This window comes from Legionella sp. D16C41, from assembly GCF_048541585.1.
In the GTDB taxonomy this organism is placed as follows: domain Bacteria; phylum Pseudomonadota; class Gammaproteobacteria; order Legionellales; family Legionellaceae; genus Legionella_C.
Window position 1 is genome coordinate 470,950 of the sequence record NZ_CP183303.1, and the last position, 25,023, is coordinate 495,972.

A 25,023-nucleotide genomic window follows, 5' to 3' on the forward strand; every position below is an offset into this window, starting at 1 on the left:
GCTTCCTTATTACATCTATTTAAATCAGCTTAAAATTTATATTAGACCTCTTGCCTAACCTGTTTATTTTACGCGATTACTGTGTTGCAAGGTTTCCTCGGGTGCTCATTTACGCCATGTAAACTCCGCTCCTCAAAACCCTTGCGCTTTGCACTCACGCAAAATAAACAGGTTAGGCAAGAGGTCTATTGTTGTAGTCTTTATAGTACCTCATAAAGCTCTCTATACGCTTTTGTTTATTACTGAAGGCATGCATTAAATATGTGTAAATAACTTAATAAATGCATAATATTTGTACACTAAAATTTAATTAAAGATTAGTTTTTTTAGTACAGACAGGATTTCAAATGTCAGTCCACGCAGCGCTGTTTAATTTATATTATGCCTTGGGATATCCGTCTAATATTGAAGGATTATGTCATGGCTTTGCTATACGTTGGTTAGAGGCATCTTTGTTAGGTGAAGAAGAGTTACAACGTTTTGAGAGGCGAATTCATTATATTGCTTCAATGCCAACGGAAGAACTAATTGCAGTGATTAATCACACAACTGCAAAACAAGGTCAAAATTTAACTGCTTTAGATCGGAATATACTTGAAATATTAAGCTTTTTTGATAGTTTAGCGTTGTTCCATATGCCACATAGGTGGCCTGCTATAATCAATAACCCTCACATACGCCAACATGAGATTGAAAATAGCTCGCCTATGGCTTCTTCGGAGGCCATCCATAAAAAAGGTGGACTAAAAGAATTACATTCAGCTGCTCTAATATTAACAGAAGCAGAAATTGCAGATTATCTAGATAAATTAGGGGTTCTTTTTGAAACCTCAGCAGTACTTTCTAAAGACCCAATAGCGCTCTTGTTAGGTGGGGAAGATCACAGTATTGGCTTAACTTATCAACCAGGATATGGCTGGAATTGTGGTGATATTAACCAGAAGTTAGAGCCTCCTATAGAGAAAAGTCAATTAGTAAAAGCAATTAAAAAAGCCTTTGAACAAAAAAATGACAGTTTTTTCACGGCTTTTAATGTTAAGGTGTTATTAACTAAAAATGATCCACGTTGTGAAGCTTTACAAGCTGGACTACAAGCATTAAAAATTACTTATCCTATTACCGAAGATGTTGCACGTCGCCGGACTGGGACTGTCAATTTATTATATATCGCTGCTAAATATGGACTACTAGAAGAGGTTGAAGCATTAATTGCAGCCGGTGCGGATTTAAACCTAACAGATAGTAAAGGGGGAAACTCACTTACTATTGCGACAATTAATAATTATGACGCTATAATTAAGCTATTAATTAAAAATAAGGCAAATTTAAATCCAGTCGCTACTGATAATCTAACACCTATTGGGTTTGCCGCTTATTATAATAATCCTATTATCGTTGAGCTACTAGCTAAAGCAGGGGCTAACCTAAACCATAGGGATAATAGGGGGGCAACACCTATTTGGCTTGCCGCTTCTAAAGGTCACGCTGCTACTGTAGAAGTTTTAGTTGAAGCGGAAGCCGATTTAGCTATACCTAATGTAGATGGTGTACCGCCTATCTGTATAGCAGCTTTTAATGGTCATACATCAGTTATAGAAGTCTTTACAAAATATAAAGATGATGTAGACCTAAATCAAACTGATAAGGATGGCGAAACACCTATTTGGCTTGCTGCTTGTAATAACCAACCTGCCATTATTCAGCTGTTAGCTCAGGAAGGGGCCGATGTGGATCAAGTAAATAGCAACGGAGAATCACCTATCTTGATTGCTGCTTTAAATGGTCATGCTGCAGCTATAGAGGCATTGGTAAAAGCCGGTGCTAGTCTACAAGCTGATATTGTAATACCTCCACCCATTTGTATTGCCGTTAATAAGGGTTATATTGATGTTGTTGAGGTATTAATCCGAGCTGGTGTTGATTTTAATCAAGCAGATAAAAGCGGATTTACGCCTATTTGGATTGCAGCTGATAGGGGGCATCCTATTATTGTCAACCAATTAGCTCAAGCAGGTGCAGATGTAAATTCAATGTGTGGCGGTAAAACACCAATTTTCATTGCCGCACAGATGGGCAATCAATCAACAGTCGAAGAGTTATTATTAGCTCAAGCTGATTTTAATATTCCTCTGCGCTTAACAGTCGATGAATTACAAGAGTGGGCTAGAAAGGAAAACTATCCCATAAACCAACGTTTACATTTATTATGTGATGGCAAGCATGAAATGGATTATGTTTCAATTACTCCCTATCAAATTGCCAGAATTATGGGGCATTTTGAAATTGCGGCACTCATTAAAGAGAAATATGATTTACAAAAAGAGCGGCCTAGTCCTGCAAAGCGCAAATGCCTTAATCTATCTTCGATAGAACGCCAGGAAGTTACTGATAACAAAATGCCACTTAAATTAAAATACAAGCAAAGTCATAAGGAAAAACGTAGACGACCTGAGCAGGCTTTTTTCGCTGAAGAAGGTAAGAATAATCCAGGTATAGCAAATGATGAAGATTTAGGTAAACGACTTGGTGCATAACTTCTATATTAAGCTTTATAAGTTAAGGATGTTGAACTTTAAAGATAGGTTTAAGAAAAAGTTCCTTATTCAAATAATTTAAGATACTCACCATAGCCTTCCTCAACTAATTTGTCTTTGGGGATAAATTTAAGAGCAGCTGAGTTGATACAATATCGTAAGCCTCCTTTATCAACTGGACCGTCATTAAAAAGGTGGCCTAGATGGGAGTTTCCCTTTACGGAGCGAATCTCTATTCGAGACATGCCTAAAGAAAGGTCATTTTTTTCATAAATATTTTTCGCATTAATTGGTTTGGTGAAACTTGGCCAACCGGTACCTGAGTCAAATTTATCTTTAGAGGAAAACAAAACTTCGCCAGACTGAATATCTACATAAATGCCTTCTGCATGATTATTCCAGTAGGCATTATCAAAGGGGGGCTCAGTACCATTTTGTTGCGTTACGTATTTTTGCATCTCAGTTAAGGGTGTACTTTCTTTATTAGGAATTGTATGGCCAAATGCGTTCACATAACCTAATCCCATCATTGATAGAAAGGCTAAAAAAATAGATTTATTCATTCTATTCTCCAAAAGTAAAAGCGTAAGCCTCGAGCCTTGGGGCGGTCGCAGTGATTTCGAGCAATCCTTGTTTTAAACCTTGTTGATTAATTAAAGTATAGAGTTTATGTTGGTCAATAAGCAGTTTACCGACTAGTTTGCCATTGAGTTTAATGGTTATCTCGACAGGTTTTCCTTTAGGCGCTCCCATAACAAGAAACACCTTACCGGCGTTAAAATGTAATTGTAATTTAGCCCCTGCCTCTTCAGCGACTATACGTTCCTCTTCTATGCGCCATTTTCCTAACAGGCGCCAATGATTAAGCGGTAATGGTTCTAAACCAGTGCTGAAATTGCTTTGACGAGCGCTGCCTAAGTAGGTTTCTGGTGTTTGTAGAGCGCTATAAACAACAGCATCAGGTGCCATAGTCATTTTATTTAAACTTAGCAAAGTGCGAATATTATTCTCGGTAATTCCATAATCGCCTTCGCCAAAATGAGTGTAAATAATACGGCCTTTTTGATCTATCAGGTAATGCGCTGGCCAATAACGATTATTAAAGTTTGTCCAGATATCAAGATTATTATCAAGCACTACAGGATAGTTAATATGATAGGTAGCAATAGCGTTCTCAACATTTTTTTTGTTTTTTTCAAATTCAAATTCGGGGGCATGAACACCAATGATGACCAGGCCCTTATCTCGGTATTTGCTATCCCAGTTAGTGAGAAATGGTAAGGTGCGGATACAATTGATACAAGAATAAGTCCAGAAGTCGATCAATACGACTTTTCCTTTGAGTTTTGCCATAGTGAGCGGTGGACTGTTAATCCAGACACCGTTGATGGGAAATTCAGGCGCCTGATAGGGCTTTGAAAGTGGGTCGATAAGACTATTTTGTGTGCTAGCGATAGGCACTTCTCTTTTTTCTTCTAGCCATGATTGTATATCCACCCCAGAGGCAATCAATATAACAGCCAGTAGAATGATTACACCAAAAGCTTTTCGTATGGTCTCAGCGTGGCGCGTGAAAAATCCCAGTTTACCAACTATTTTCCTGCCTAAAAGAGCAATAACCAGCATCGGTATGCCTGCTCCTACGGCAAAGGAAGCTATTAGAAAAAATGCTTGTAGGTCGCTTTGTTGGCGGATAATTTGCACTAGCACTGCAGCAAGAATGGGTCCGGCGCAAGGTGTCCAGACAAGCCCAATTAATACACCAATAAAAAGGCCACTAAAGAAGCCTTCTTTTGCATTAGTTGATAAATTGCTGCCCATATTTGCAAAACGTTGCGTTAACAGACTAAATTTCAATGACAACTTTTTCGATAAGAGGATTAGGCCAAACAGCGCAAGCAATAAAAGTGAGGCGTATTTAATGTAATCAAGATTAAGATGAAGGGTCGCTACCAGCTGGCGCGACAGGAGTGCAAACAAAGTAAATGCCACAACAAAGCCAACAATGATACCAAAAGGTCGCTTCCGGCCGCCTTCAACGGAGCCAGCGAGCACCAGCGGCAATACTGGTAGTATACAAGGCGAGGCAATCAGTGCTAACCCTTCTAGAAAGGATAAGCCAATTTCAACGAGACTGATGCTCATTTTCCTCTCATTTTGGTTGATTATATTTAATTATAACACCCATTCTTATAGCTGTTTAAGGCTACCTTTCTTGCCGCTCTTTCTAGAAATAGGTGGATACGGAGAATACCTGCTACCTAGAGCTAATTTAATAAATTTGGCAAAAGGAAGTCTTAAAAAATAGCTTCTGCGTCCATGATTACCAAGCTATCACATCGCCTTCATAAGTAAGGAGCTTTTCTGCATGACTATGGGTGAACTCTTTCTCTGCCTGCTTTAGAATTTTTGCTACACTAGTTTGTGCATCAATTGGTGCCTCTGACCCGCCCATTGCTGTTTTTACCCACCCCGGATGAATGAGCATGACATGAATGCCTTTAGGTTGCACATCTATAGCAAAACTACGCATGACACAATTAAGCGCTGCTTTACTGGTACGATAAGCATAAGACCTACCTCGTTGATTTTCAGCAATACTTCCCATAGTTGAGCTAATAACTAAAATATTTTTTTCCTGACTTGCCTCTATATTTGTTAACAAGGCATCACTTAATTTCACCACACTAATACAATTTACATTAATAACGTCAAGAAAGTTTTTTCTATCAATATTGCCAATTGTTACTCCTTGCTCACCACTTGTACCGGCATTATTTACAAGTAAATCAATAGGTCTATCATTTAAAGCTTGTTTTAAAGAGATTATATCTTTGTCACTAGTTACATCTAACTTAATTAATTCATCCGCTACTTCCTTTAGTTCATTGGCATTTGATGGATTACGGCAACAGCCTATAATATAATACCCTTTCTTCTTTAATTGACGAGCAAACTCTAAGCCTAGTCCTCTATTGGCACCAGTAATAAGTGCAGTTTTCATATCAATCTCCTTTTAATAAATTTTTGTATTTCTTCTTTTGTTAAGAAGCTCTAACAAGTATTTAAATTCAAATAATAGCTGATTTGGTTTCAAAAATTATGAGCCTATAATTGTCATGCCTATAAAATTAATATTAGACCTCTTTCCAAACTAGCATTAATGGCCAATCTCAGCCGAAAAAAGTCTTCAAAATGCTCACGTACTACCTTATAGATTCCCTTAATCAATTTTTCTCTAAGCGTGTTAGAAGATATATTTTGGTAGACGTTTTCTAAGGTTTTTTTATATATTGATTCTGGATATAAATTAGTGGCTTTAAAATGAGCTTCGCATATTGCTAAGCGAGAACTAATTCAAAATGTTGTCAAATAAACTCGGTTTTTTATCAGTAAGTTACTTATAAATTGTGATAATAAATTGATTAATATAATTTAATATTTGTATGATGTATAAGTTATAAATTATTTATCATTGATGGTAAATTAAGAGAATAAAGTGAAAGGTTATGTATTAAAATATTAAAAAATAATCAACATATTTTTGATATTTTATATAAATATAAGTTCATATGCTTTCAATGAATTTTTCAAAAAATAACTAGATAAATTTCTCAATTCTAAGTTAATTGAAATTACTTAATAATAGTTTCTTAATGAAAAAATGGTAATATATTTTTCATTAAAATTTAAACAACAGCTTAGATAAGTTAATAAAAACGGGTAAAAATAACTATAAACTTTATTAAAAATCACCAGTGTATTTAAATTTTAATATAGTGGAAATAAAAATATTAATGATAAGTTTAATAATATTTTTATTATTTTTATTAGAGATTTACGGAGTTTAAAATGCCTAAAATTTATTTATACTACGGTGTAACAAATGATAATGAACTAGTAATTGGTGCAGCTCATAATTTTTCTGCTTTATCTGGAGCTGGGTTGAAGATGTCTAAACTTGGCCAGCCTCAGTATTCACAAAAGCTTTCAGCAGACATACCAGATGATGCATCATTAGAAAACTGGCTAACGGCAGAGTTTAAAAAAATTAATGAAACGATACCTAATATAAAGTCAATAGTTTTTAGTTCAGATGTTAACTTAGGCCATAGCGGTTCAAATGATTTCCCTTTAGCTATTATATCTGATTTTATACAACGAAGTTTTAATAACATTCCAGTTCAAAAAATACTTTTTAGTTCGACCGATAGCGTAAGAGAAGCAGCTGAAGCGTTAAAGTTGCAGGATACTGTTATAGTTGAGACTACGCAAGCAAACCAACAATTAATGGCAATATTTCTTAAACAAAATATTGAAGAAAAGCCAGCTCAAGCTGATCCTGTAGGAGACAAACCTAAGAGCCCTGGCGCATTTGGCGTATTTCCACCGAAACAAAATGAGCCAGAGCCACCTAAAGGACCTAATAATGATACTGGGTTAACATCTTAATAGCACTTGTTAGATTTATTCATTTATTTGTATTAATTCCGATGTAATCTAACCTATCATTTAAATAGAGAGAATTTCCAGTTTTGATAGTAGCAGCGTTACAGTCAAAACAAAGGAAACCTCTCATAATAAATAGTAACATTAGAATTACAAATATAAAGTTGTCTAGCTTAACTTAAAGTTTAGGGTTTATCTAAGGCATGGAAAGTGATGGGCTTATTAAGAGTTACTTTTTATCAGTATAAAGTGCCTTTTGCTAGTCACGATATTATTTACTACAATTAGCTGCAACAATTGTCTTCTAACATTATTCCTTTTATGATCAAGTTATTTCTAGTGCTTGTGCACTTTATTATTTGGTAAGTCAAGTGTAGCCAGACTCTAGAGGTTTATTTTTAGTTTAATTAGGATTTTCATGAACAAGGTTATTCTTACCGGTGATCGCCCCACTGGAAAACTACATTTAGGTCATTATATTGGCTCATTAGCTAATCGTGTTACATTACAGGATGATTACCAGCAATTTGTAATGATTGCTGATACTCAAGCCTTAACCGATAATTTTGAAAATCCTGAAAAAATTATTGAAAATGTTTATGAAGTAGCGCTAGATTATTTAGCTGTAGGTATTGATCCTAGAAAAAGTACCATTTTTATTCAATCACAAATTTCTGAACTTGCAGAATTAACAACGTATTTTCTTAATTTAGTAACGCTTGGTCGTTTAGAAAGAAATCCAACTGTCAAGGCAGAAATTCAACAGAAAAATTACGATTTATCTATTCCCGCAGGGTTTTTTTGTTATCCTGTTAGCCAAGCTGCCGACATTACAGCGTTTAAAGCACAAGCGGTACCGGTGGGTGATGATCAAGTACCAATGATTGAACAGACTAATGAAATTGTTAGAAAATTTAATCGAATTTATAACACCGATTGCCTGAAAGAAACCAAAGCTATTTTAAGTAAAACCTCTAGGCTAGTAGGAATTGATGGCCAAGCAAAAGCCAGCAAATCGTTAGGTAATGCTATTTTTCTTGCGGATAGCGTAGAAGAAGTTAAACGTAAAGTTTATATGATGTTTACGGATCCTAATCATTTGCGAGTTAGTGATCCTGGTAAAGTCGAAGGTAATGTTGTTTTTGCCTACTTAGATGCGTTTCACCCTGATAAAGAAGAGGTAGAGGCTTTAAAAGATCACTATAAGCGCGGTGGCTTAGGCGATTCAGTCATCAAGAAATTGCTAACGGCGACACTCGAGTCATTACTAGAGCCAATACGTGAAAAACGAGCATCCTTTAAGCGTGAGGAAGTGCTAGATATCTTAAGCACAGGCACCTTTGCAGCAAGAGAAGTAGCAAAGAAAACACTAACAGAAGTAAAAGAAGCTATTGGCTTGCGTTATTTTGTTTAGCTATTAGGTAACTTAGACAATTATAAAGTTATGCAAAGTGTCTTATGTAAAAGGATAACAGGATGTTACGTACTATCATTTTTTTATTATTTATAAGCGTCAATGTAGTAAGTAGGTCTGCCTGTACTTTTTTAGATTCTAATAATCAGGCAGCGCCAGCTACAGGCGATGCTTTAAGATTAATTATTGAGCGAAACTCTAGTTGTCCTACCAATGTCTTTGCCTTTAGAGATTTATTAAAAGCACAGCACCTTATTTTAAAAACGACCTTAGTAGCTAATCGTGGTTTTCATAATCCAAGTTTAGGTAGTTTCAGCTTATTTGAGATAGTTACAGGTAGTGTAGAGGAAGGGCCTACCATTGAGTCTGGGGAATTTTTCTTCGGCCATTTTACAGATATTGATAATGAGGGTTACCTCATTGCGAGCCAAGAGCCTACTAAGGGCGCTTTAATGATTGAGGCTATTGCTTGGGACTATAATAAAAAAGTTTATAATTTTTATGAATTACGTGGCGATGGTGAGAAAGGGCAATGGTTTTATCGCGGTGATTCCTTAGCAATTTTTGCTGATAATCAATACTTGCACCGCCAGCTTAATCCAAAACAACCACAATTTGGTAAGCGGTTACGCTGTTCAGGATGTCATGGCCAAGGCGGACCAATTATGAAAGAAATTTATAATCCCTATAATGATTGGTGGACGACAAATAGGCCATTAGATTTAGGTGGCCGAAAACCTGACACAAAATTAGCCGCTATTTTAACAACGCTGGTCTCAGCAAAAGAGTTGGCGAATCACGTTAACAAGGGGGTTAAAAAACTTTCACAAAGCTACCCTTATACTGAGTTGTCTTGGCAGGAACAATTGCGACCTTTATTTTGTCCGGTTGAAGTTAATTTTGTATCAGATGCATTACCTAATGATTTAAAACAAGCTTTCATTGCTATTCCTAGTTCTTTTTTTATTGATGAAAGATTATTGTCTTATCAACATGCGCCTCTTGTTATATCGCGGGCTGATTATGAGGCAGCTCTTACTAAGGCTTTAAGTCATTTTCCAGAAACGGCTCAACATGATGCTGATCATGCTTGGCTTGCGCCAGTAAAAGCATTATCTGATCAAATAATTATACAAAGGTTGGTTGATAAAGGTCTAATAACCAATAAATTTGTTGCAGATGTATTGGCCATTGATATTACCAACCCCATTTTTTCAACTAAGCGTTGTGCACTTTTACGTTATCTGCCTGATAAATACTCGTCTAAATGGCTTACTATTTTTAAGCATAATCTTAAGCATGCGCCCACTCAAAATGCTAAAGAATTATTAGCTAATCTTACAGACCCAAGCCATAACCCAGCTTTCTATCAGCAGAAAGCAGAAAAGATTTTATATCAGTGTCAGGAAAAATTAAAAGAGTATAATAAGGTAGAAACTATGTGTGCTTTGTTGTCACAAAGACGACTTGAAATTGGTGCTTCTGAAATCTCTGCTAACCCTTTAGGGCAAATTCTAGAGCCAGGCTTTCGTGTCATTTTTCCAGATAATAATTTAAACTCATTGCCTGCTCATTTGGAAATTGATGAACATTGTGAGGTTCGTATTAGCCAATAAGCTGCTTTAGAAATGGTTATTACTTTAACTTCAAATGAAAAAGCGCTCTATAAACTACTGTGCTTTTCAGCGCTTTTTTCGCTTAAACTTGTCTCGACACAAACAGCTTTCGCAGAAGTCTTTGCTAAAGCCCAAGCCAACGAATAAATTGCTTGGAAGATTTAAGACTAATGAAGGATTGGGTATCGAAGTAAACATTGTAGCTTTTTGCATCACCATTATCGACCAGGGAGGCACTATTTAGTCGTACATCTTTAGGTTTACCTAAAACAATAATTTTCATGAATGTTTCATAATAACCGCGTCGCATTTTTACTTCAGGAATAACAAAGTAAACAGCATTTACATCACTTTTGTTGGTGTTTAAAAGAACATTATTCGTGTCCATTAACGTTTTAAATTCAGATCTATTTAAAGCAACATATTCCATATTATTAATTTGGCGGCGCAGCATTCTTGTTAGTGGCGCTTTTTTTTGAAAGAGACGTTCGTAATTATCAGCTGCAATGGCTAAAATAGGTTCATTTTCCTCGCGCCTATTATTTTTATTTAAGTCAACATACAAAATCTCTTCTAGAGGAATGCTATTGGCATCTGGCTTAAGTTCAGGTAGAAGATTTAAATTATTTTTACTAATTATTTGGCTATTATCACAATTTAAAAACTTTGATTTAGCAAACCACTTATCGTTTGGATAATAAATAACTAATAATGATTTATCTTTTATTGCATTGATAATTGATTCACTTAAGTTCTCAGGAAGAGCAGGGCAGCCCCAACTACGGCCAGCTCGACCATATTTTTTGATAAAGCTTTCTTCAACATACCATCCTGGATGCATAACAATAGCGCGACTAGCTGCATTGTCATTAAAACTTCTATCTAATCCTGTTAACTGTAATGACAAACCTTCACGCCCATAATAAGCTTTTTCTGTTTCATAAACGCCAATACTGCTGGCCTTACTATTATATTTATTGGAAAAGTAATTAGTTAATAAAGTGCCCGAATTAATGCCATGTGAAACATAAGTATGGAAAAGCAATTTTTTTTCTTGTAAGTCAAAAACCCACAGCCTTTTCTCGCTAGAAGGCAGTGAGTAATCAATAATAGTTAAAACATTATTATGCTCAACATTATATTGAGAAGCACATTTTAAAGTGGTTAATACTTTATCAATTACCGCACCGTTTAATGAACTGCCTTCTTTTTGCAGCATCTGCTTGATGTCATTTAAGGGATCTACCTCCCGAACTTGCGTTTCGAGAGGAGGGTTAAAAATGGCAGTTATTATAGCCATTAAGTTATAATTATTGGCAGTCTTTTCTTGGAATAAGTCTAGTGAAGGCATAGAGAAACAAGTCGATATAACTGCTAAGTAAAATAGCAGGATTTTTCGCATGATTTTTCCTCAATAAGCTGTAGTGTAGTCCATTACCTACATTTCATTCCGCTCGCTAACCGGCGCTTTCGAAAGTTTAGGGAGCAGTGCTATACGATATTTATTTAGTTATAAATTAATATTAGCCTAATAAGCTTGAGTTTTTATTACAATTTTTCTATAAATTGTATATTTTAGCTATTTTCGCCTTAATTTTTGACTTTATTAATATTGCCATAATCTTACTATTTTATAATTGCTAGTATTAAAGTCATATTAAGAATTTAATATGAAACCAGCCTCTGTTAAGCCTAAAACACAAGATAAAATTGTGATTGGATGCGGTAATAATTGTAAAGACAGTGTTCTTTTGCAAGGTGTACGTTTGCCTCAGTTAGACCATAAGACATTACATCCTCCTAATGAATTCTTAACAATGAATTTACCGGGTAGTCAATATAACCCTGATATTGAATGTAGTTTAGATAATCCTAAGCTTAGTAGTTTGTTTCCCACTATTAAATTCTCTCAGATTATACTAGAGCATATACCGCCAGTTGCGGTTAATAAGCAGGCGATAATTAATTTAAGCTATCTATTAGAGGATCAAGGTGTTTGCTTAGCTGTATTATCGAGATACCTTGGCAGATCAATTGCACATATAGGTTTAGACTTCTATAGTGGTTTAATTGCTCAAATGAGCAGTAGCGAAGATCAGGCCGTTAAATACCAACGAGGCGATTACGAATTTTTTAATAATCTACAGCTAGCAGGCTTTAAAACAGTACTTTTTCTTGATGATACAGGTCTTAATTTCTTATTATTTAAGCTAGATTTAATAAAGGCGAAAGTATTGTTTAATAACTTAATCAAAAAGAAAGATTATTTTAGTAAAATTTGTAAAAAACAACTATTAATTGAAGATAAAAATAGCCCTCTAATATGGGGCTCAATAGATAATATTATATTAAAGTCTCAATTATACCTTGCTAATTTTGTTAAAGCTGGACCTGATCAACTTAAAGAGCTACTTGAGCCATCTAGCGCAGGTGCAGGCTCATCGACGGGTAATGATATAGTGGATACTATTGGTATTTTAGGCAGCAAAAACCTTATAAATTCTACTAAATTAAAGGAATTTATTTACAGCTACAATACAGCGTTTGAAACAGTATTATTATCTAAAAATAATATCGTTTCACTCGTTACTATACTTGAGCAAATTCAAAGAGAGAGAGACACATTAAATTATACATTACTAAGTATGTTTAAATCTGTTGAAAGTAGTCTCATTGATTTAGAGTATTTATTCCTTAATAATTTAATAAATAATTTATTATATTTTTCGTCATCGACTAAGGAGGGTATTTTGAGAGCTTGCCTAGATCTTAAAAAGTGTAAAGAAGATGTCTGTGAGTTAATTTACGTTAAATTTCGAAAAGAAATTAAACAGTGTCTTATAAGTATAATAGGGGATGAAAATACGCTTCAGGCTCTGCTAAATGACATGCAACGGATTCATACTATTCTTCTATGTTAAGGGTTGTTCTCTTTTAAGTAATGATTACCTAGGAAAAACAGCTTTGATAATTTCTTTGTGCCTTACTAATATACATAAATCTTGCTAACAGATTTTCAATTTAAAACTAAGAGTTTTTAGTGTTTTAATGTTGCAGCCTAGCTAAAGGCTGCAAGTTTACTACGTTAATACCATTTTAAATGACCATAATCAGCCATTAACAATCACGCCGCCATTAGGGTGAAGAACTTGGCCTGTCATGTAAGAAGAGTCTTCGGAGGCTAAGTAAACATAAGCTGGCGCCATCTCTGCAGGTTGGCCAGCACGCTGCATAGGAACCTGCCCACCAAATTCAGCCACTTCTTCTTTGGAGAATGTGGCAGGAATTAACGGTGTCCAAATAGGCCCTGGTGCAACCGCATTAACTCGAATTCCTTTTTTTATTAAATTTTGTGAAAGCGAGCGAGTAAAAGCAATAATTGCTCCCTTCGTTGATGAATAATCTATTAAATGATCACTACCTTTATAGGCTGTAACTGAAGTAGTATTGACAATAGCGTTTCCTTTTTTTAAATGAGGTAGTGCTGCTTTTATCATATAAAAATAAGAAAAAAAGTTTGTTTTAAAGGTTTCCTCTAATTGCTCACAACTAATGTCTTCAAAAGACTTTTGTGGATGTTGTTCAGCACAATTATTAATTATAATATCTAATTGCTTAAACTGATTAAGGGCCTCCTGAACTACTTCTTCACAGGCTTGATAAGTTTGTAAGTTACGTGCCATTATATGGCATTGTCCGCCTAATTCTTCTTCAATAATTCTTTTCGTTTCTTTGGCATCTTCTTCTTCATTAAGATAGTGCACTAACACTTTTGCACCCTCTAGCGCAAATGCACATGCAACAGCACGACCAATACCACTATCGCCGCCAGTAATTAAAGCGACTTTATCTTTTAATTTATCGCTACCTTTATAAGATGGAGAAAGATATTCAGGTTTTGGCGACATTTCTGATTCAATGCCAGGTTGCTGGTTTTGATGTTGTGGCGGTTGTTTTTCTTGCATATTTTCCTCCAGTATGAACAAATAATTGTAATATAAAGCAGTGTGCTTTTTAGTTAAAAACGTTAAGCCATCGGCTTTTTTACTATATCCTTTGACTTATGTGGGTCTAACGAGCTAACTACATTATTGGATCCTGCGAATAGGTCGCAGAACGTTGGCAAGGAAAAAGCTTGCTAAGCCATTTCCAATTTTTAAATAGATAAAGCGTTTTTCTCTTAAGTTAGACTTTAACCGTCTTAAAGATAAAATTAAAGTCTTATAAGTTTTCTCATCTATGTCCCGCGACTTATTCGCGGGATGCATTTAACTGTAATATCTTGTTTTTACTTATGGTGATGGCGAAACATAGAAGATAATAAAAAGCCGAGAGCACTAGCTGCCAATAAATAAGGAAGCGGCCTGTCAATAATTTTTTGTACAGCTGAGCCAGAATAATTTTTTATTGCTGATTGTGCATGAGCAATGCCATCACGACTATCATGGATTACTTCAACAAATCGTTGCTTAACTCGTCTATGTAATGGCCTTGGGCTAAAATGACTCTGTGGCTCTTGATGTAAATGTTCCATTTTACTCTCCTTATCCCTAAAACTGTTAATTTCATTACAAAGCTATCTTTTTAATAAAAGCTATCTTTTTAATAATAGACACTAAACTACGGATGGCAAATGGGAATTTTTTAAGTACAAATCCGTGACATTCTAAAGCGATGATATACATAGTTATAATTAAAATCCTGGTTAACTGATTGACCAATTAAAAATGAACCAATTTGTAACCAGTTGCTAAAGAGCTTGAATAATATTTTAAATTATCTAACAATTCGCTGCCTGGTTTTTAGAAGCCTTGCCAGCTTGAGTATAAACTTTTGACAATTTTGGAGCTTCTAAAGATACTAAAAATACAAAGTAAATTATTTTACCTTCCGCATTTCAGGAGATTTTAAGTGGATTTTAACAGAAAATTATCTATTTTTAGGACATCATCGTTTTTTCTCTCTGCCTTACTCTTTCATTCTGCATTTTCCAGCCCTGTTAAAATGACGCCGATACAAAATCCCATTGTAGAAGAAAACGCCTTGCCTGGTACGCCAGGATGGGATGAACAGTTGTGGAAGAAAAAGGAGCCTTTAATCGAAGGATATGCTTCTACTACGAGTGCCGCGCCTGGAGACAATTTAGAGTTTCATGTTCGCATGCTTAATCTGCCTGGCCATTATCGCTTAGATATTTATCGATTAGGTTGGTATAAGGGTGTAGGCGCAAGAAAAGTGGCTTGTTTGCCTAGCTGTTCAGTAGATAAGCCGGGACAATTTTACCCTACTGGAGCGATGGACTTAGATACGGGCGAGCTTAGAAATACTTGGCCAGTTACCGATAAATTGATAGTTCCTAATAATTGGGTAAGTGGTTACTACTTTGCTTTACCAGTTCTGACGGATAAAAAAGAAGTTTATGAAAAGCCTATTCCCTTTATTATAAAAGCGGCTCCTGATAAAAAATCCACTATTTTGGTTAAAGCGTCTTTTAATACTTGGCAAGCTTATAATGAGTGGGGTGGCAAGAGTTTATATAGAAGTACCGCACCTAAAGATAAAAGACAAGCTTATAAAGAAAGAGCCTATAAAGTATCCTTCGATAGACCACTACTTATTATGTCCAATGGTCCTTTCAGCCGTGAATACAATATGGTGCGCTTTTTAGAAAAAAATGGCTATGATGTTTCTTACACAACGGATTATGATATTGACCAATCACCGGAAGACTTAAAAAAATATAAACTACTTATTTCAATGACCCATGATGAATATTGGAGTAAGCAAACTCGAGATGCTTTTGAAAGCGCGAGAGATTCGGGAGTCAATTTAGCTTTTATGGGCGCTAATTTTATCTATTGGCAAGATAGGTATGAAAATAACGGCAGAACACTTGTAGTCTATAGAGAAAAAAACCTTGACCCAGAGCCAAACCCTTCTTTAAAAACGATTAGATATGAATTACTCACCCCTCCTCGCCCAGAATGTCTTTTGACCGGAGAAAAATATAATGTAGGTGCAAATGGTGCGAATCGTTCTGACTATGTTGTTTTGCAAAGTGTAGATAAAGACCCTTGGTTTAAAGGCACAGGTTTTCAACTAGGGGAGCATATCACAAATGTTGTTGGCGGGGAGTGGAACGAATATGCTCCAGGCTGTAGCCAAGGAACAGCTACTGTCTTGTTTCATTCAGATGCTATGTCAAAATACGGTACGTATTCGCCAGCAGATGCAATCAAACTTATCACTCCTTCTGGAAGTAAGATTTTTTCAGCGGGTTCAATTAATTTTTCTGTTGGTCTTGATAACTATGGGCCTTATGGCAAAAAAATTAATGAAAATGAAAAACTACAACGATTTATGAAAAATGTGCTCGATGATTTGAGTGGAAAAAAGAGCTAATAAACTTCATATTTTTACCTGGAGCTAAACCTAAAAGGAATGTGCCCCTTTAAAGGTCACTTTATTGTCACCTTAAGAGGATGTTTGCAAACTGGCGAATATTTAATTGGTCAGTTAACGTTTAATTTTTAAGGGCTAAAAATAATTAAATTATATTAAAGTGAATTCCTAATATAAAGTTGCCTATTTAAATTTATAAGCAACTTTATATCGTCATTAATATATTGCATAAATTTAATTTAAGGTTAACCATAAATGTTCAAAGCCTGAAAAAGATAAACTATGATGCTTTCTAATAGCAGATTGCTTTTTATCTAACTTTAAGCTTGGGTAATATTGTAATAACATTTTAAAAACTAAATTCATCTCGATTCGTGCAAGCTTTGCACCTAAGCAGAAATGCCCGCCATAACCATAACTAAAATGAGGAGCATGTAAACGTGAGTCAAGTTTTATGGTATCAGGTTCAGGAAAATAATCTGGATCACGGTTGATAGCATGGGTTGAGATAAAAATAACGCTTCCTGCTTTAATAAATTGCTCACCTAAATAAGTATCCTTTTTAGTTACACGAAAAATAAACGTTACTGCAGGATCAAGTCGATTAGTTTCTTCTATGTAATCATCTAAATGATTAAGAGAGCTGGCCATTTTTTGCCAAAGATTCGGTGTGGAAAGCATTGTATAGAGATTATTGCACATTTGATCAGTGGTCGTTACTTGACCTGCTACTAACATCATCACCGCTTGAGAGATAATTTCTTCATCATTTAAGCCAAAATGCGCTTGATGCTCAAGCAAAACACTTAAAAAATCATTACTAGGTTTTGCTCGCCTTTGATCAATTAACGCTGCAAAGTAATTATATAAATTTTGCGCACTCGTATTAACCTTAATTCCATCTTCATTAAAATAAGTAGTTGAGCCGCCAAAAAATTGCGTCATATTATTAGACCAATTGTAAAAATCTAAGCGTTCTTCCTCAGGAATAGCAAATAGTTCAGCAAGCGTTGTTGAAGGAATAACTTGCGCAATTTCGGTGACAAAGTCAAACGCTTGATTAGGTTTAAAACCAGCTAAGCGCTTAAGTAACGTTTGCTCAATAAGGGGCTTTAACTCTACTAGTTTTTGATTAGTAAAGCCCTGATAACAAATACGACGTCTTTTGGTGTGTTCTGGTGCATCACTCATGACCATCATTTTGCTGACTACTTTAAAAAAGTCTTGGATTAGAGATAAATCCATCTCAGGCATGCGAGAAATAAAAAAAGGACTTCTATCGCAGGTATAATCTGAACTTAACAAAACTTGCTTAGCTAGGTCATATTTGGTAACAACCCAAAATTTACCCGGATCCCACCAGAATAAAGATCCCATTTCATGTAAATGATGAGCAAATTCTTCAGGCGTAGTGGTTTGTTTTAACTGCATTAAAGTATACGTTGTCATAGGATTTGAATCCTTCTTAGGTGGCGAGGTGTAATTTCGCTAAAGGCATTGCGTCCATGTAGAAGAGAGAAGTTATCTGCAAGAAGGTAGTCTCCTGTTTGCCACTGATGTTGATAGCAATAACGCGGATTACGCATTAACTGACTAATATTTTTAATAATGGCTTCTGATTCAGCATGACTTTTATTAATGACTGAAACCTCTACCGGATTAAGATAGTCTTCACCAACAGGTTCCGCAAAACGTATAATCGTTTGTTGAGTGTCTGGATGCCTGGCAATTAAATTTCGTTTAATATGGCCGCCATAGTGGGCTAATTTTTCTGTTGCAAAAGTTAATTCATATGTTAACCATTGTTGTCGCTGTTGCTCAGTGGCATCTTGCCAAACTGCTTCTGTATTGACAAATAGCGTCTCGCCACCGGTATGTTGTTTAGGAGCTTGTAGACAATGAAAAAATAAAAAACGTGGCTCTTGATAAAAGGCGCCATCCCAATGTAGTGGTACATCGCCATGCGTGAATAAATAATTTTTAGCCTTAAGATCAGGCCGCATTTCCATCACAGGACCGAAATCCCAATGCAAAAGTTTAGCTTGCGAGGAGCAATAGGTTAACAATTGCTCGCGAGTTAAGGTTGGTAAACCACGAAATAAAACTATCTTATGGCGCCTAACTTTCTTAAGAATTTCAGTTAAATTAATGTCAGCTAAACAATTAACTTGCTCTTTTGTAAAAATATATGAGTGAAAGGAAGAATCTATTATTGTAGTCATTAGCAAGCCTCCAAAACGTAATGATCGTGGTTGAGTTTAGCACCTAAGCGTTCGGCTTCTATCCGTTTAATTAATTGCCAAGATTCTTTATTTTTCAATAAAACATTATGCCAAGGTGTTGCCCAGCAATTACTAGCGGGCAGAAATTGAATGCCTAGTTTTTCAGAACCGCAAGGTTGAGGATGAATGGATAAACGGATGGCAAATGGAAAGTGCTTTGCTAATAAGTTAGACCAAGCATTAGAACGTCTTATTACTTCATAAGCAACTTGCTTTGCCTCTTTACGAATTTGATTTTTTGAAAGCGTGCGTCGTAAATATAATTGATCTTCTGTAATAAAGCGATGAATACCATTAAATTGATAGAGAAGCACTTCATCTGCTTGAATTTTCTTTTTTAATGACATCACTGATTCACTAAAGTCTTGCATTAAATTGTTGCGCATACTTGCATAAGTTTGCCCGACATAAACATCATCTAAAGAAAAAGTGCTTAGATAGGTTAATTCGTTTTCGGCAATGATTGATTTAATCCCCTGTTGATACAAATCAACATCACTGTCTTCAACTAAAACTAAATCATTAAAAACACGACCATCTGAGCAAATAATAAGATTTACGCCTGGCGCATGTAGCTGATTTATTTTTGCACATAAATGATTAAGATTGGTGAGTCCCATGATTTCTCCTAAATCAGGGCAAGAAGAAATAGTTTTCTCACGGTTAGCAGATTTAGCTGGAAAAGCAGGTAAAATTAAAGTGATTGGCTGCTCCATTTTAATGGCTTGCATAACTTGACCTAAGTGAGGCGCTTGGCAACTTAGGCAATAGTTACCCTGGCAATAAAGAGCATAGGGTTTAACTTGTCGCTTTTGTTTTAATAGTAAAGAAATTATTTCTGCTGCTATCCTCTGCATTGTTGTAGCTCCTAAAATCTGTTAATGAGAATTATTCTCATCCTAGTAAAAACTTTGATAAATTGATAATATTATTACCGAATTAATTTGATAAGTTAAAGTAATCATGATTGATTTTGACGCATTGAAAGTTTTTGTCACAGTAATTGAAAAAGGCGGGTTTCATGCTGCTGCAGAGGCCATGTTTAAATCCCAGCCAGCTATTACCCATACTATTAAAAAACTAGAAGAGCAGTTAGATATTAGCCTCTTTGATCGAAGTTATTATCGACCGCGCTTAACTATACAAGGTGAGAAATTGTATCAAAGAGCTAAAACGTTAATTTCCCATTGGCAACATATCAATCAGTTTGCAGAGTTATTACAAGAAGATATGGAGACTGATATTACCATAGCTATTGATGTGTTTTACCCCTTAACTGAATTAAAAGATTTATTTCATCACTGGATAAGCTGTTTTCCACAAACACATTTTCATTTTCTTTCAGAATCTATAGGGGGCGCTTGTGAGCGCCTATTACAAGGACAAGCAGATTTAATTATTAGTGAAAATTTAATTTCTAAACAAGCAGTCGAGGTAATTCCTCTAACAACTGTGTTAATGCCTGCTGTTGCCACACCGCAGTTTATTAATCAATATAAGGAACAATTAGGTAATCTAGATACACTTAAAGACTGCCTACAAGTTATTTTAAAAGACTCATCAAAAGCTGACTTTTCATTTGGTGTTATTGAGCATTGTAAGCATTGGACAGTTAGTGACGTTATGGCGAAAAAAGAAATTATTTTAGCCGGTTTAGGCTGGGGCCGCTTGCCAAAGCACCTTATTGATACAGAATTAAATAACGGCAGTTTACAAGTTCTATCAGGCCACCATTTTGATGAGCGCCTTGTTCCGCTTGAAGCTATTCGCTTGCAAAAGCCCGTTCAAGGTTTAATTGCCAAACAATTGTGGAATGATTTATTAAATTTTAAAAAAATAGGCAGGTAAGGGTTTTTTACTTTAAATGAAACTTTAATACTGCCTAGTGTTTCTAAGAGAAAGTCATGCTATAACATATATTGTTTTATTTACTGCGTAATAGAGCAGGGAATAATTTGAACCTTAGTGAAAGATTATATTTGAGTTCATTGTGCTTAATAAGCATACATAATATGCGCAGTTTGGTATTTTGGATGAGTATTTTTACAGCATTATTTTCGTGCGTTGTACCAAATACAGCCTTTTGGTAAGGGGGATCTCTTAATGGCGTCAGCTTAAGAACAACTCTGTCATTCCCCTGTAGGCGGGAATCTATTTTTATGCTGGTTTAATGTAAGTATTAAAATAGACTTCCGTCTACGCGAAGATGACAAACTCTTCTGTTGAAACCATTAAATGATTTCTTAATTTACTGCTAATCTTAAGGAGCTTACGCCAATGTCAACTAAATTTAGTGATATTACAAAAGGAATTAATACTCAATTAGCTAAAATGCACAAAGAAATGCCAGAGGTAATGGCTAGTTTTGCTACATTAGGCCAGGCAGCAGGAAAAGATGGTGTATTAAATAAAAAGACAAAAGAGTTAATAGCTATGGCTTTAGCTGTAGCAAATCATTGTCCTGGCTGTATCGGTTTTCATTCACAAAAATTAGCTAAATTAGAAACCACTAAAGAAGAACTTATGGAAACGCTAGCAATGGCTATTTACATGGGAGGTGGACCTTCTTTAATGTATGCTGCCGAAGCTTTAGAAGCGTTTGAAGAGTTTAATCAATAGAAATTAAGCTGTTATATTAAGCAAAAAGTAAAAACTGGTATTTTTTAGTATCAGTTTTTACTTTAATTTTAAGGGTTATTAACTTATTGATTCCTTAGTAATGAATGATGCTCAAGCATTCTGCCTTTAAGCATAAAATTTAATAATTTACTTAAAATTTTTTTTCTTTAACCAATCTAATAGACTCTTTACCGGGCAAAATAATCTTCGCCTAATTACTATGACTTATTTGTGAAAGTCAGTAATCTAGCTAAATTAAGGGCTTTTTTGGGCAAGCCGTAGGAAATAGAGCCTATAGAAAGAGCTTTTAATAGTTGTTATTTTTATCCTGGGCAAAGGTTCAAGAGCGATTTCCAATTGTTCATAATAATTACTTAATGTTTATTTTGTATAATTAAAGGCCAATTAATTATTTAAGCTTATTATGAATCGAAGCCTGTTAAAATTTTATAAAGATTGGTTAAACAGTTATTGTAAAAGAAATCCGTCTGCAACAGTAAATATTGTTGTTGCAAGAAAATTAATAAACGACTTAGATAAAGTACAAACTCTTAAAGAAGCATCAGCACTTTTCTTTGCAATTATTGAGGAAAAGAGCCGTGCTGATTCTAATTTAACGAAAGGTTTCCTTTCTTTGTGTCAAAATAAAACGAAAGGTTTGCTTTCTTTGTTTCAAAATAAAACTAGCTCTAGAGAAAATAAAACTAGCTCTATAGAAGATATTTTTTATAAAAATATAACGATTTGGCACGCGCAAGCAGAAAAGATGTTATCAATGATAGATAAGGTTGAAGAAAAAGTAGGCACGCTTATCCCTTACGCTGGAATAGAACCAATAATCACTTTGTTAAACGAGATTTTATCAAGAAAAGAGGATTTATTGCTTAATGATAAAGGGGGAAGTCTTTTAAATTTATTAAATACAGCAGATTTAAAAGAGATGCTAAATTACTTAGTGAGCTTATCTGTAAATGAACAGGCTTTAGCACCGCAGACCTCAATAGGTTTGTTTAGTTCAAAAAATGAGCATAGTTTTACATATGAGCAGCCTATAGACAATTTACATGCTGAATGCCAAAAATTATTTAAGGTCGTGACCAGTAATTGTAGTCCTGAAAATAAAAATTGGGAAAATCTCAATAGCTTATTTCAAACGGCTATTCCTATTTATAAAGATATAAAAGCATCGTTAGAAGTAGAGGCAAGCAAAACGCAGGAAATTTAAATAAAAAGCTAATAAATTAGCTGAACTTGCTCATCTATAAGAGTAACTTGTCAAATTAATTAATAGGCTATTTTTTTAAGCCTGCAGCTTCTAAATGTTGCATCGCTTGGTCTTCATTTTTAAAGCCTAAACTAGGTGCGGCTTGGGATTGACAGGGATAATTTTGCATAACACCTAACCAAGCAATTTGCGATACAGTCATTTTATCTTTATCGCTTTGTTGACTTGAAATATTATTATAAGTACGCAAAATAATGTCATGCAGCGTTTCGGCAGTCAGCTTTATATTACTAGGTAAACAAAATAGAGGCTTTCCTTGGTTTTTGGCTAGTTCATTTCCTTGTACTAGTGTTTCAGCAATACTTTCATCAGCTAAAATTAAGATGTTTCGTGCCGAGCGGGCCCAAGCATGTGCTTGCGGGTCTGCTTTCATTTCCATCTTCGGAATGTTATTAAAAATATTCATATAATGATCAATCGTATCTGCAGCAGTAGCGAAGGATGCTCCAAAGATAAATAAGCTAATTAGCAAGCGCATAATAGTCCTCATGCTTTATTTAAATTATTATTATCTATTAAAATTGCTCTTAGATACCCTTATGGCTAATTGATCTTTACATTCTTCGATAAGAAGTATAAATCTCAAAATGCTGTAAAAATATTAACACCAAATTTAAGTAGGGAATAGCTGTAGAGTATTCATCTTAGCAGAATTAATATACTTCTTCCTTAAATTAATTCATGTGGAGTGATGCAGAAAATAGTTTCTAACCAAGTTTCTAGTGATTTAAAATTAAAAGGCGATTCTACAAAGCCAATATATTTATCTGGACGTACAACTACACTGGCACAATTTTTAATATGAAATCGGTCTTGAATAATATAATTTTCATCTACCCACACGGAAGAAAGTTGTGAATTGCAGTCTAAGGAGTCAATAACGACTAAATGCACTTCTAAAACAGCTTGATAACTTTTTGCCAACTCGACTAACTGTTTATCCATTGCTTCAGTTAAGTCGTTCTTTTTTAGAAAAATAAATAAGTGATGTAGCGTTCCTTGACAAATTTGTTCAATAAGTTGCGATGTTCTATGTCGTAGAGATTTTAGCGCTATTGCTGGTATAAATTGCCCAATACGAAATCGAGTTTTTTGCCCCATTACACACACTATAGGACTTTTAGCATATGAAATATCTAATTCGGCTAAGTCTTTAGCTATAGGAGAAATTATAAAATCATAAGAAGATAAAGCACTAACTAATCTATTACGTAAACTGATTAGTGATTTATTTTTAAGTAAAAACATCTTAGTCATAATATCTGTTTTCTTTAAAACAGCTTTGGCTATAGGATGTCGTTCCAATTGGTAGCTATTTAAAAGTGACTCCGGGGAATAGCCTTTAAGAACTAAACTTAATTTCCACACTAAGTTATAAACATCCTGAATACCGGTATTTAGCCCTTGTCCACCCGCTGGACTATGAATATGTGCTGCGTCACCACAAAAAAAGACATGATTATAGCGATAATTATCAATTTGACGATGATGAATTGAAAACTCAGCTAGCCAAACGGGATCAGATAAAACTGCTTTATCCGAGCTTCGCTCATTGAAAAGAGTAATAATATCTTCTAAAGTAGGCTCTTCGGTCTTATTGATTGGCGCTGTTGCAACAAAACGATAGCGTCTATTTCCCATAGGGAAACAAGCTAAGGGACCACCATGACTAACATACATAATCATTTTATCTTCTGGCATATCCCATTGCACATGAATATCAGCTAACCACCAGCGCTGTTTATATTCTGCTCCTAAGAAATTTGCATGGCATAACTTTCTTAATGTACTGTGAGAGCCATCACAGGCAATAATCCACTTAGTCGCAATTTCTTCAGTTTGCCCATTAGCTTTTTTTACTACAGCCACTGTGGGGTCGCCATCGGTAAAAGAAACGAGTTCAGTTTGCCATTCAAGCGTAATGTCTCTTGCCAACAAACCCTGATAAAAAATACGCTCGGTTTTATTTTGTGGTAAGTCAATTAAAAAATTATAGTTACTTCCTATATTGTCGAAACTAACTTCAGTTACCACCTTGCCATCAGCTTTAAACAATACACCATAAACCTTATGCCCCTCCTCAAAGACATCATTTAAAAAGGAAGTATCTTCTAATGCTTCTAAAGTACGGATATGGATAGCTAACGCTTTTGATTTATCACTTAAAGTAGCTTTTTTATCAATAATGCGGCAATTTAACCCATGCCGCGATAATTCATTAGCACAAAATAAGCCAACGGGACCTGCACCTACAACCAGTACATCTATTATTTGTTGAACCATATTAAATCCTTTTAGTAAATCTGCTTGAGATTTATTATTTAATATTAATTATTATAGATTTCTTTTAAACTCCACAACAAAGGAAAAATGGCTACGGTGAGATATCGGCACTCTTTCTAAATTGCCATATACAGTCAGT

Annotated in this window: 20 protein-coding genes; 9 read left to right on the top strand and 11 right to left on the bottom strand. The window is 35.0% G+C overall.

Annotation, left to right across the window (positions count from 1 at the left end; genetic code table 11):
• The first annotated feature begins 347 nt into the window (after positions 1–347).
• A complete protein-coding gene (locus ACNVED_RS02130; RefSeq protein ID WP_419420113.1) occupies positions 348–2,534 on the top strand; it encodes an ankyrin repeat domain-containing protein in 2,187 nt (728 codons plus the stop codon).
• 65 nt (positions 2,535–2,599) lie between these two features.
• Here ACNVED_RS02130 and msrB read toward each other — a convergent pair whose 3' ends face one another.
• The 3 genes from msrB to ACNVED_RS02145 all read right to left on the bottom strand — a co-directional run bounded on the left by msrB (position 2,600) and on the right by ACNVED_RS02145 (position 5,538).
• Positions 2,600–3,061 (bottom strand): peptide-methionine (R)-S-oxide reductase MsrB, encoded by a 462-nt coding sequence (msrB, locus tag ACNVED_RS02135; RefSeq protein WP_419421133.1) that lies wholly within the window; start codon positions 3,059–3,061, stop codon positions 2,600–2,602.
• A 37-nt stretch (positions 3,062–3,098) separates the two neighbouring features.
• Entirely contained in the window at positions 3,099–4,679 is a 1,581-nt protein-coding gene (locus tag ACNVED_RS02140) for a cytochrome c biogenesis protein DipZ (RefSeq protein WP_419420114.1), read from the bottom strand.
• 178 nt (positions 4,680–4,857) lie between these two features.
• Positions 4,858–5,538, bottom strand: a complete 681-nt coding sequence (locus ACNVED_RS02145) for an SDR family oxidoreductase (RefSeq protein ID WP_419420115.1) — start codon at positions 5,536–5,538, stop codon at positions 4,858–4,860.
• A gap of 848 nt (positions 5,539–6,386) precedes the next feature.
• On the opposite strand from ACNVED_RS02145, the gene ACNVED_RS02150 reads away from it, so the two are divergent.
• The 3 genes from ACNVED_RS02150 to ACNVED_RS02160 all read left to right on the top strand — a co-directional run bounded on the left by ACNVED_RS02150 (position 6,387) and on the right by ACNVED_RS02160 (position 10,013).
• Positions 6,387–6,986 (top strand): hypothetical protein, encoded by a 600-nt coding sequence (locus ACNVED_RS02150; protein ID WP_419420116.1) that lies wholly within the window; start codon positions 6,387–6,389, stop codon positions 6,984–6,986.
• 415 nt (positions 6,987–7,401) lie between these two features.
• Entirely contained in the window at positions 7,402–8,397 is a 996-nt protein-coding gene (trpS, locus tag ACNVED_RS02155) for a tryptophan--tRNA ligase (RefSeq protein WP_419420117.1), read from the top strand.
• 62 nt (positions 8,398–8,459) lie between these two features.
• Positions 8,460–10,013 (top strand): hypothetical protein, encoded by a 1,554-nt coding sequence (locus ACNVED_RS02160; protein WP_419420118.1) that lies wholly within the window; start codon positions 8,460–8,462, stop codon positions 10,011–10,013.
• 124 nt (positions 10,014–10,137) lie between these two features.
• Here the strand turns inward: ACNVED_RS02160 and ACNVED_RS02165 are convergent, their stop codons facing one another.
• The gene (locus tag ACNVED_RS02165; RefSeq protein WP_419420119.1) at positions 10,138–11,415 is read right to left on the bottom strand and encodes a murein L,D-transpeptidase catalytic domain family protein; all 1,278 of its coding nucleotides are present in this window, start codon (positions 11,413–11,415) and stop codon (positions 10,138–10,140) included.
• Between the two features lie 268 nt (positions 11,416–11,683).
• Here ACNVED_RS02165 and ACNVED_RS02170 point away from each other — a divergent pair, with 268 nt between their 5' ends.
• On the top strand, positions 11,684–12,934 hold the full coding sequence (locus tag ACNVED_RS02170; protein WP_419420120.1) for a hypothetical protein: 1,251 nt from the start codon (positions 11,684–11,686) through the stop codon (positions 12,932–12,934).
• A 189-nt stretch (positions 12,935–13,123) separates the two neighbouring features.
• Here the strand turns inward: ACNVED_RS02170 and ACNVED_RS02175 are convergent, their stop codons facing one another.
• Both ACNVED_RS02175 and ACNVED_RS02180 read right to left on the bottom strand, forming a co-directional pair.
• Positions 13,124–13,978 (bottom strand): SDR family oxidoreductase, encoded by an 855-nt coding sequence (locus ACNVED_RS02175; protein ID WP_419420121.1) that lies wholly within the window; start codon positions 13,976–13,978, stop codon positions 13,124–13,126.
• A gap of 323 nt (positions 13,979–14,301) precedes the next feature.
• Entirely contained in the window at positions 14,302–14,547 is a 246-nt protein-coding gene (locus tag ACNVED_RS02180) for a hypothetical protein (protein WP_419420122.1), read from the bottom strand.
• A gap of 377 nt (positions 14,548–14,924) precedes the next feature.
• Between ACNVED_RS02180 and ACNVED_RS02185 the strand changes: the two genes are divergently transcribed.
• Positions 14,925–16,415 (top strand): N,N-dimethylformamidase beta subunit family domain-containing protein, encoded by a 1,491-nt coding sequence (locus ACNVED_RS02185; protein ID WP_419420123.1) that lies wholly within the window; start codon positions 14,925–14,927, stop codon positions 16,413–16,415.
• Between the two features lie 234 nt (positions 16,416–16,649).
• On the opposite strand, the gene ACNVED_RS02190 is transcribed toward ACNVED_RS02185, so the two are convergent.
• From ACNVED_RS02190 to ACNVED_RS02200, 3 genes are read right to left on the bottom strand one after another with little or no spacing between them, the layout of a single operon-like run.
• A complete protein-coding gene (locus ACNVED_RS02190) occupies positions 16,650–17,864 on the bottom strand; it encodes a cytochrome P450 (protein ID WP_419420124.1) in 1,215 nt (404 codons plus the stop codon).
• On the bottom strand, positions 17,861–18,637 hold the full coding sequence (locus ACNVED_RS02195) for a TauD/TfdA family dioxygenase (RefSeq protein WP_419420125.1): 777 nt from the start codon (positions 18,635–18,637) through the stop codon (positions 17,861–17,863). Before ACNVED_RS02195 ends, ACNVED_RS02190 begins: the two co-directional genes overlap by 4 nt.
• A complete protein-coding gene (locus ACNVED_RS02200) occupies positions 18,637–19,554 on the bottom strand; it encodes an L-tyrosine/L-tryptophan isonitrile synthase family protein (RefSeq protein ID WP_419420126.1) in 918 nt (305 codons plus the stop codon). The genes ACNVED_RS02195 and ACNVED_RS02200 overlap by 1 nt, the downstream gene beginning before the upstream one ends.
• 106 nt (positions 19,555–19,660) lie before the next feature.
• Between ACNVED_RS02200 and ACNVED_RS02205 the strand changes: the two genes are divergently transcribed.
• The 3 genes from ACNVED_RS02205 (at position 19,661) to ACNVED_RS02215 (ending at position 22,541) form a co-directional block, all read left to right on the top strand.
• Positions 19,661–20,545, top strand: coding sequence for a LysR family transcriptional regulator (locus tag ACNVED_RS02205; RefSeq protein ID WP_419420127.1), 885 nt, complete (start codon positions 19,661–19,663; stop codon positions 20,543–20,545).
• Positions 20,546–20,974: 429 nt separating this feature from the next.
• Positions 20,975–21,316 carry a carboxymuconolactone decarboxylase family protein gene (locus ACNVED_RS02210; protein WP_419420128.1) on the top strand — a complete coding sequence of 114 codons (342 nt, stop codon included), beginning with the start codon at positions 20,975–20,977 and terminating at the stop codon, positions 21,314–21,316.
• 424 nt (positions 21,317–21,740) lie between these two features.
• Entirely contained in the window at positions 21,741–22,541 is an 801-nt protein-coding gene (locus ACNVED_RS02215; protein ID WP_419420129.1) for a hypothetical protein, read from the top strand.
• A gap of 67 nt (positions 22,542–22,608) precedes the next feature.
• On the opposite strand, the gene ACNVED_RS02220 is transcribed toward ACNVED_RS02215, so the two are convergent.
• Both ACNVED_RS02220 and ACNVED_RS02225 read right to left on the bottom strand, forming a co-directional pair.
• Positions 22,609–23,079, bottom strand: a complete 471-nt coding sequence (locus tag ACNVED_RS02220; protein ID WP_419420130.1) for a phosphatase — start codon at positions 23,077–23,079, stop codon at positions 22,609–22,611.
• A gap of 191 nt (positions 23,080–23,270) precedes the next feature.
• Entirely contained in the window at positions 23,271–24,884 is a 1,614-nt protein-coding gene (locus ACNVED_RS02225; protein WP_419420131.1) for an FAD-dependent monooxygenase, read from the bottom strand.
• Between the last annotated feature and the right edge of the window lie 139 nt (positions 24,885–25,023).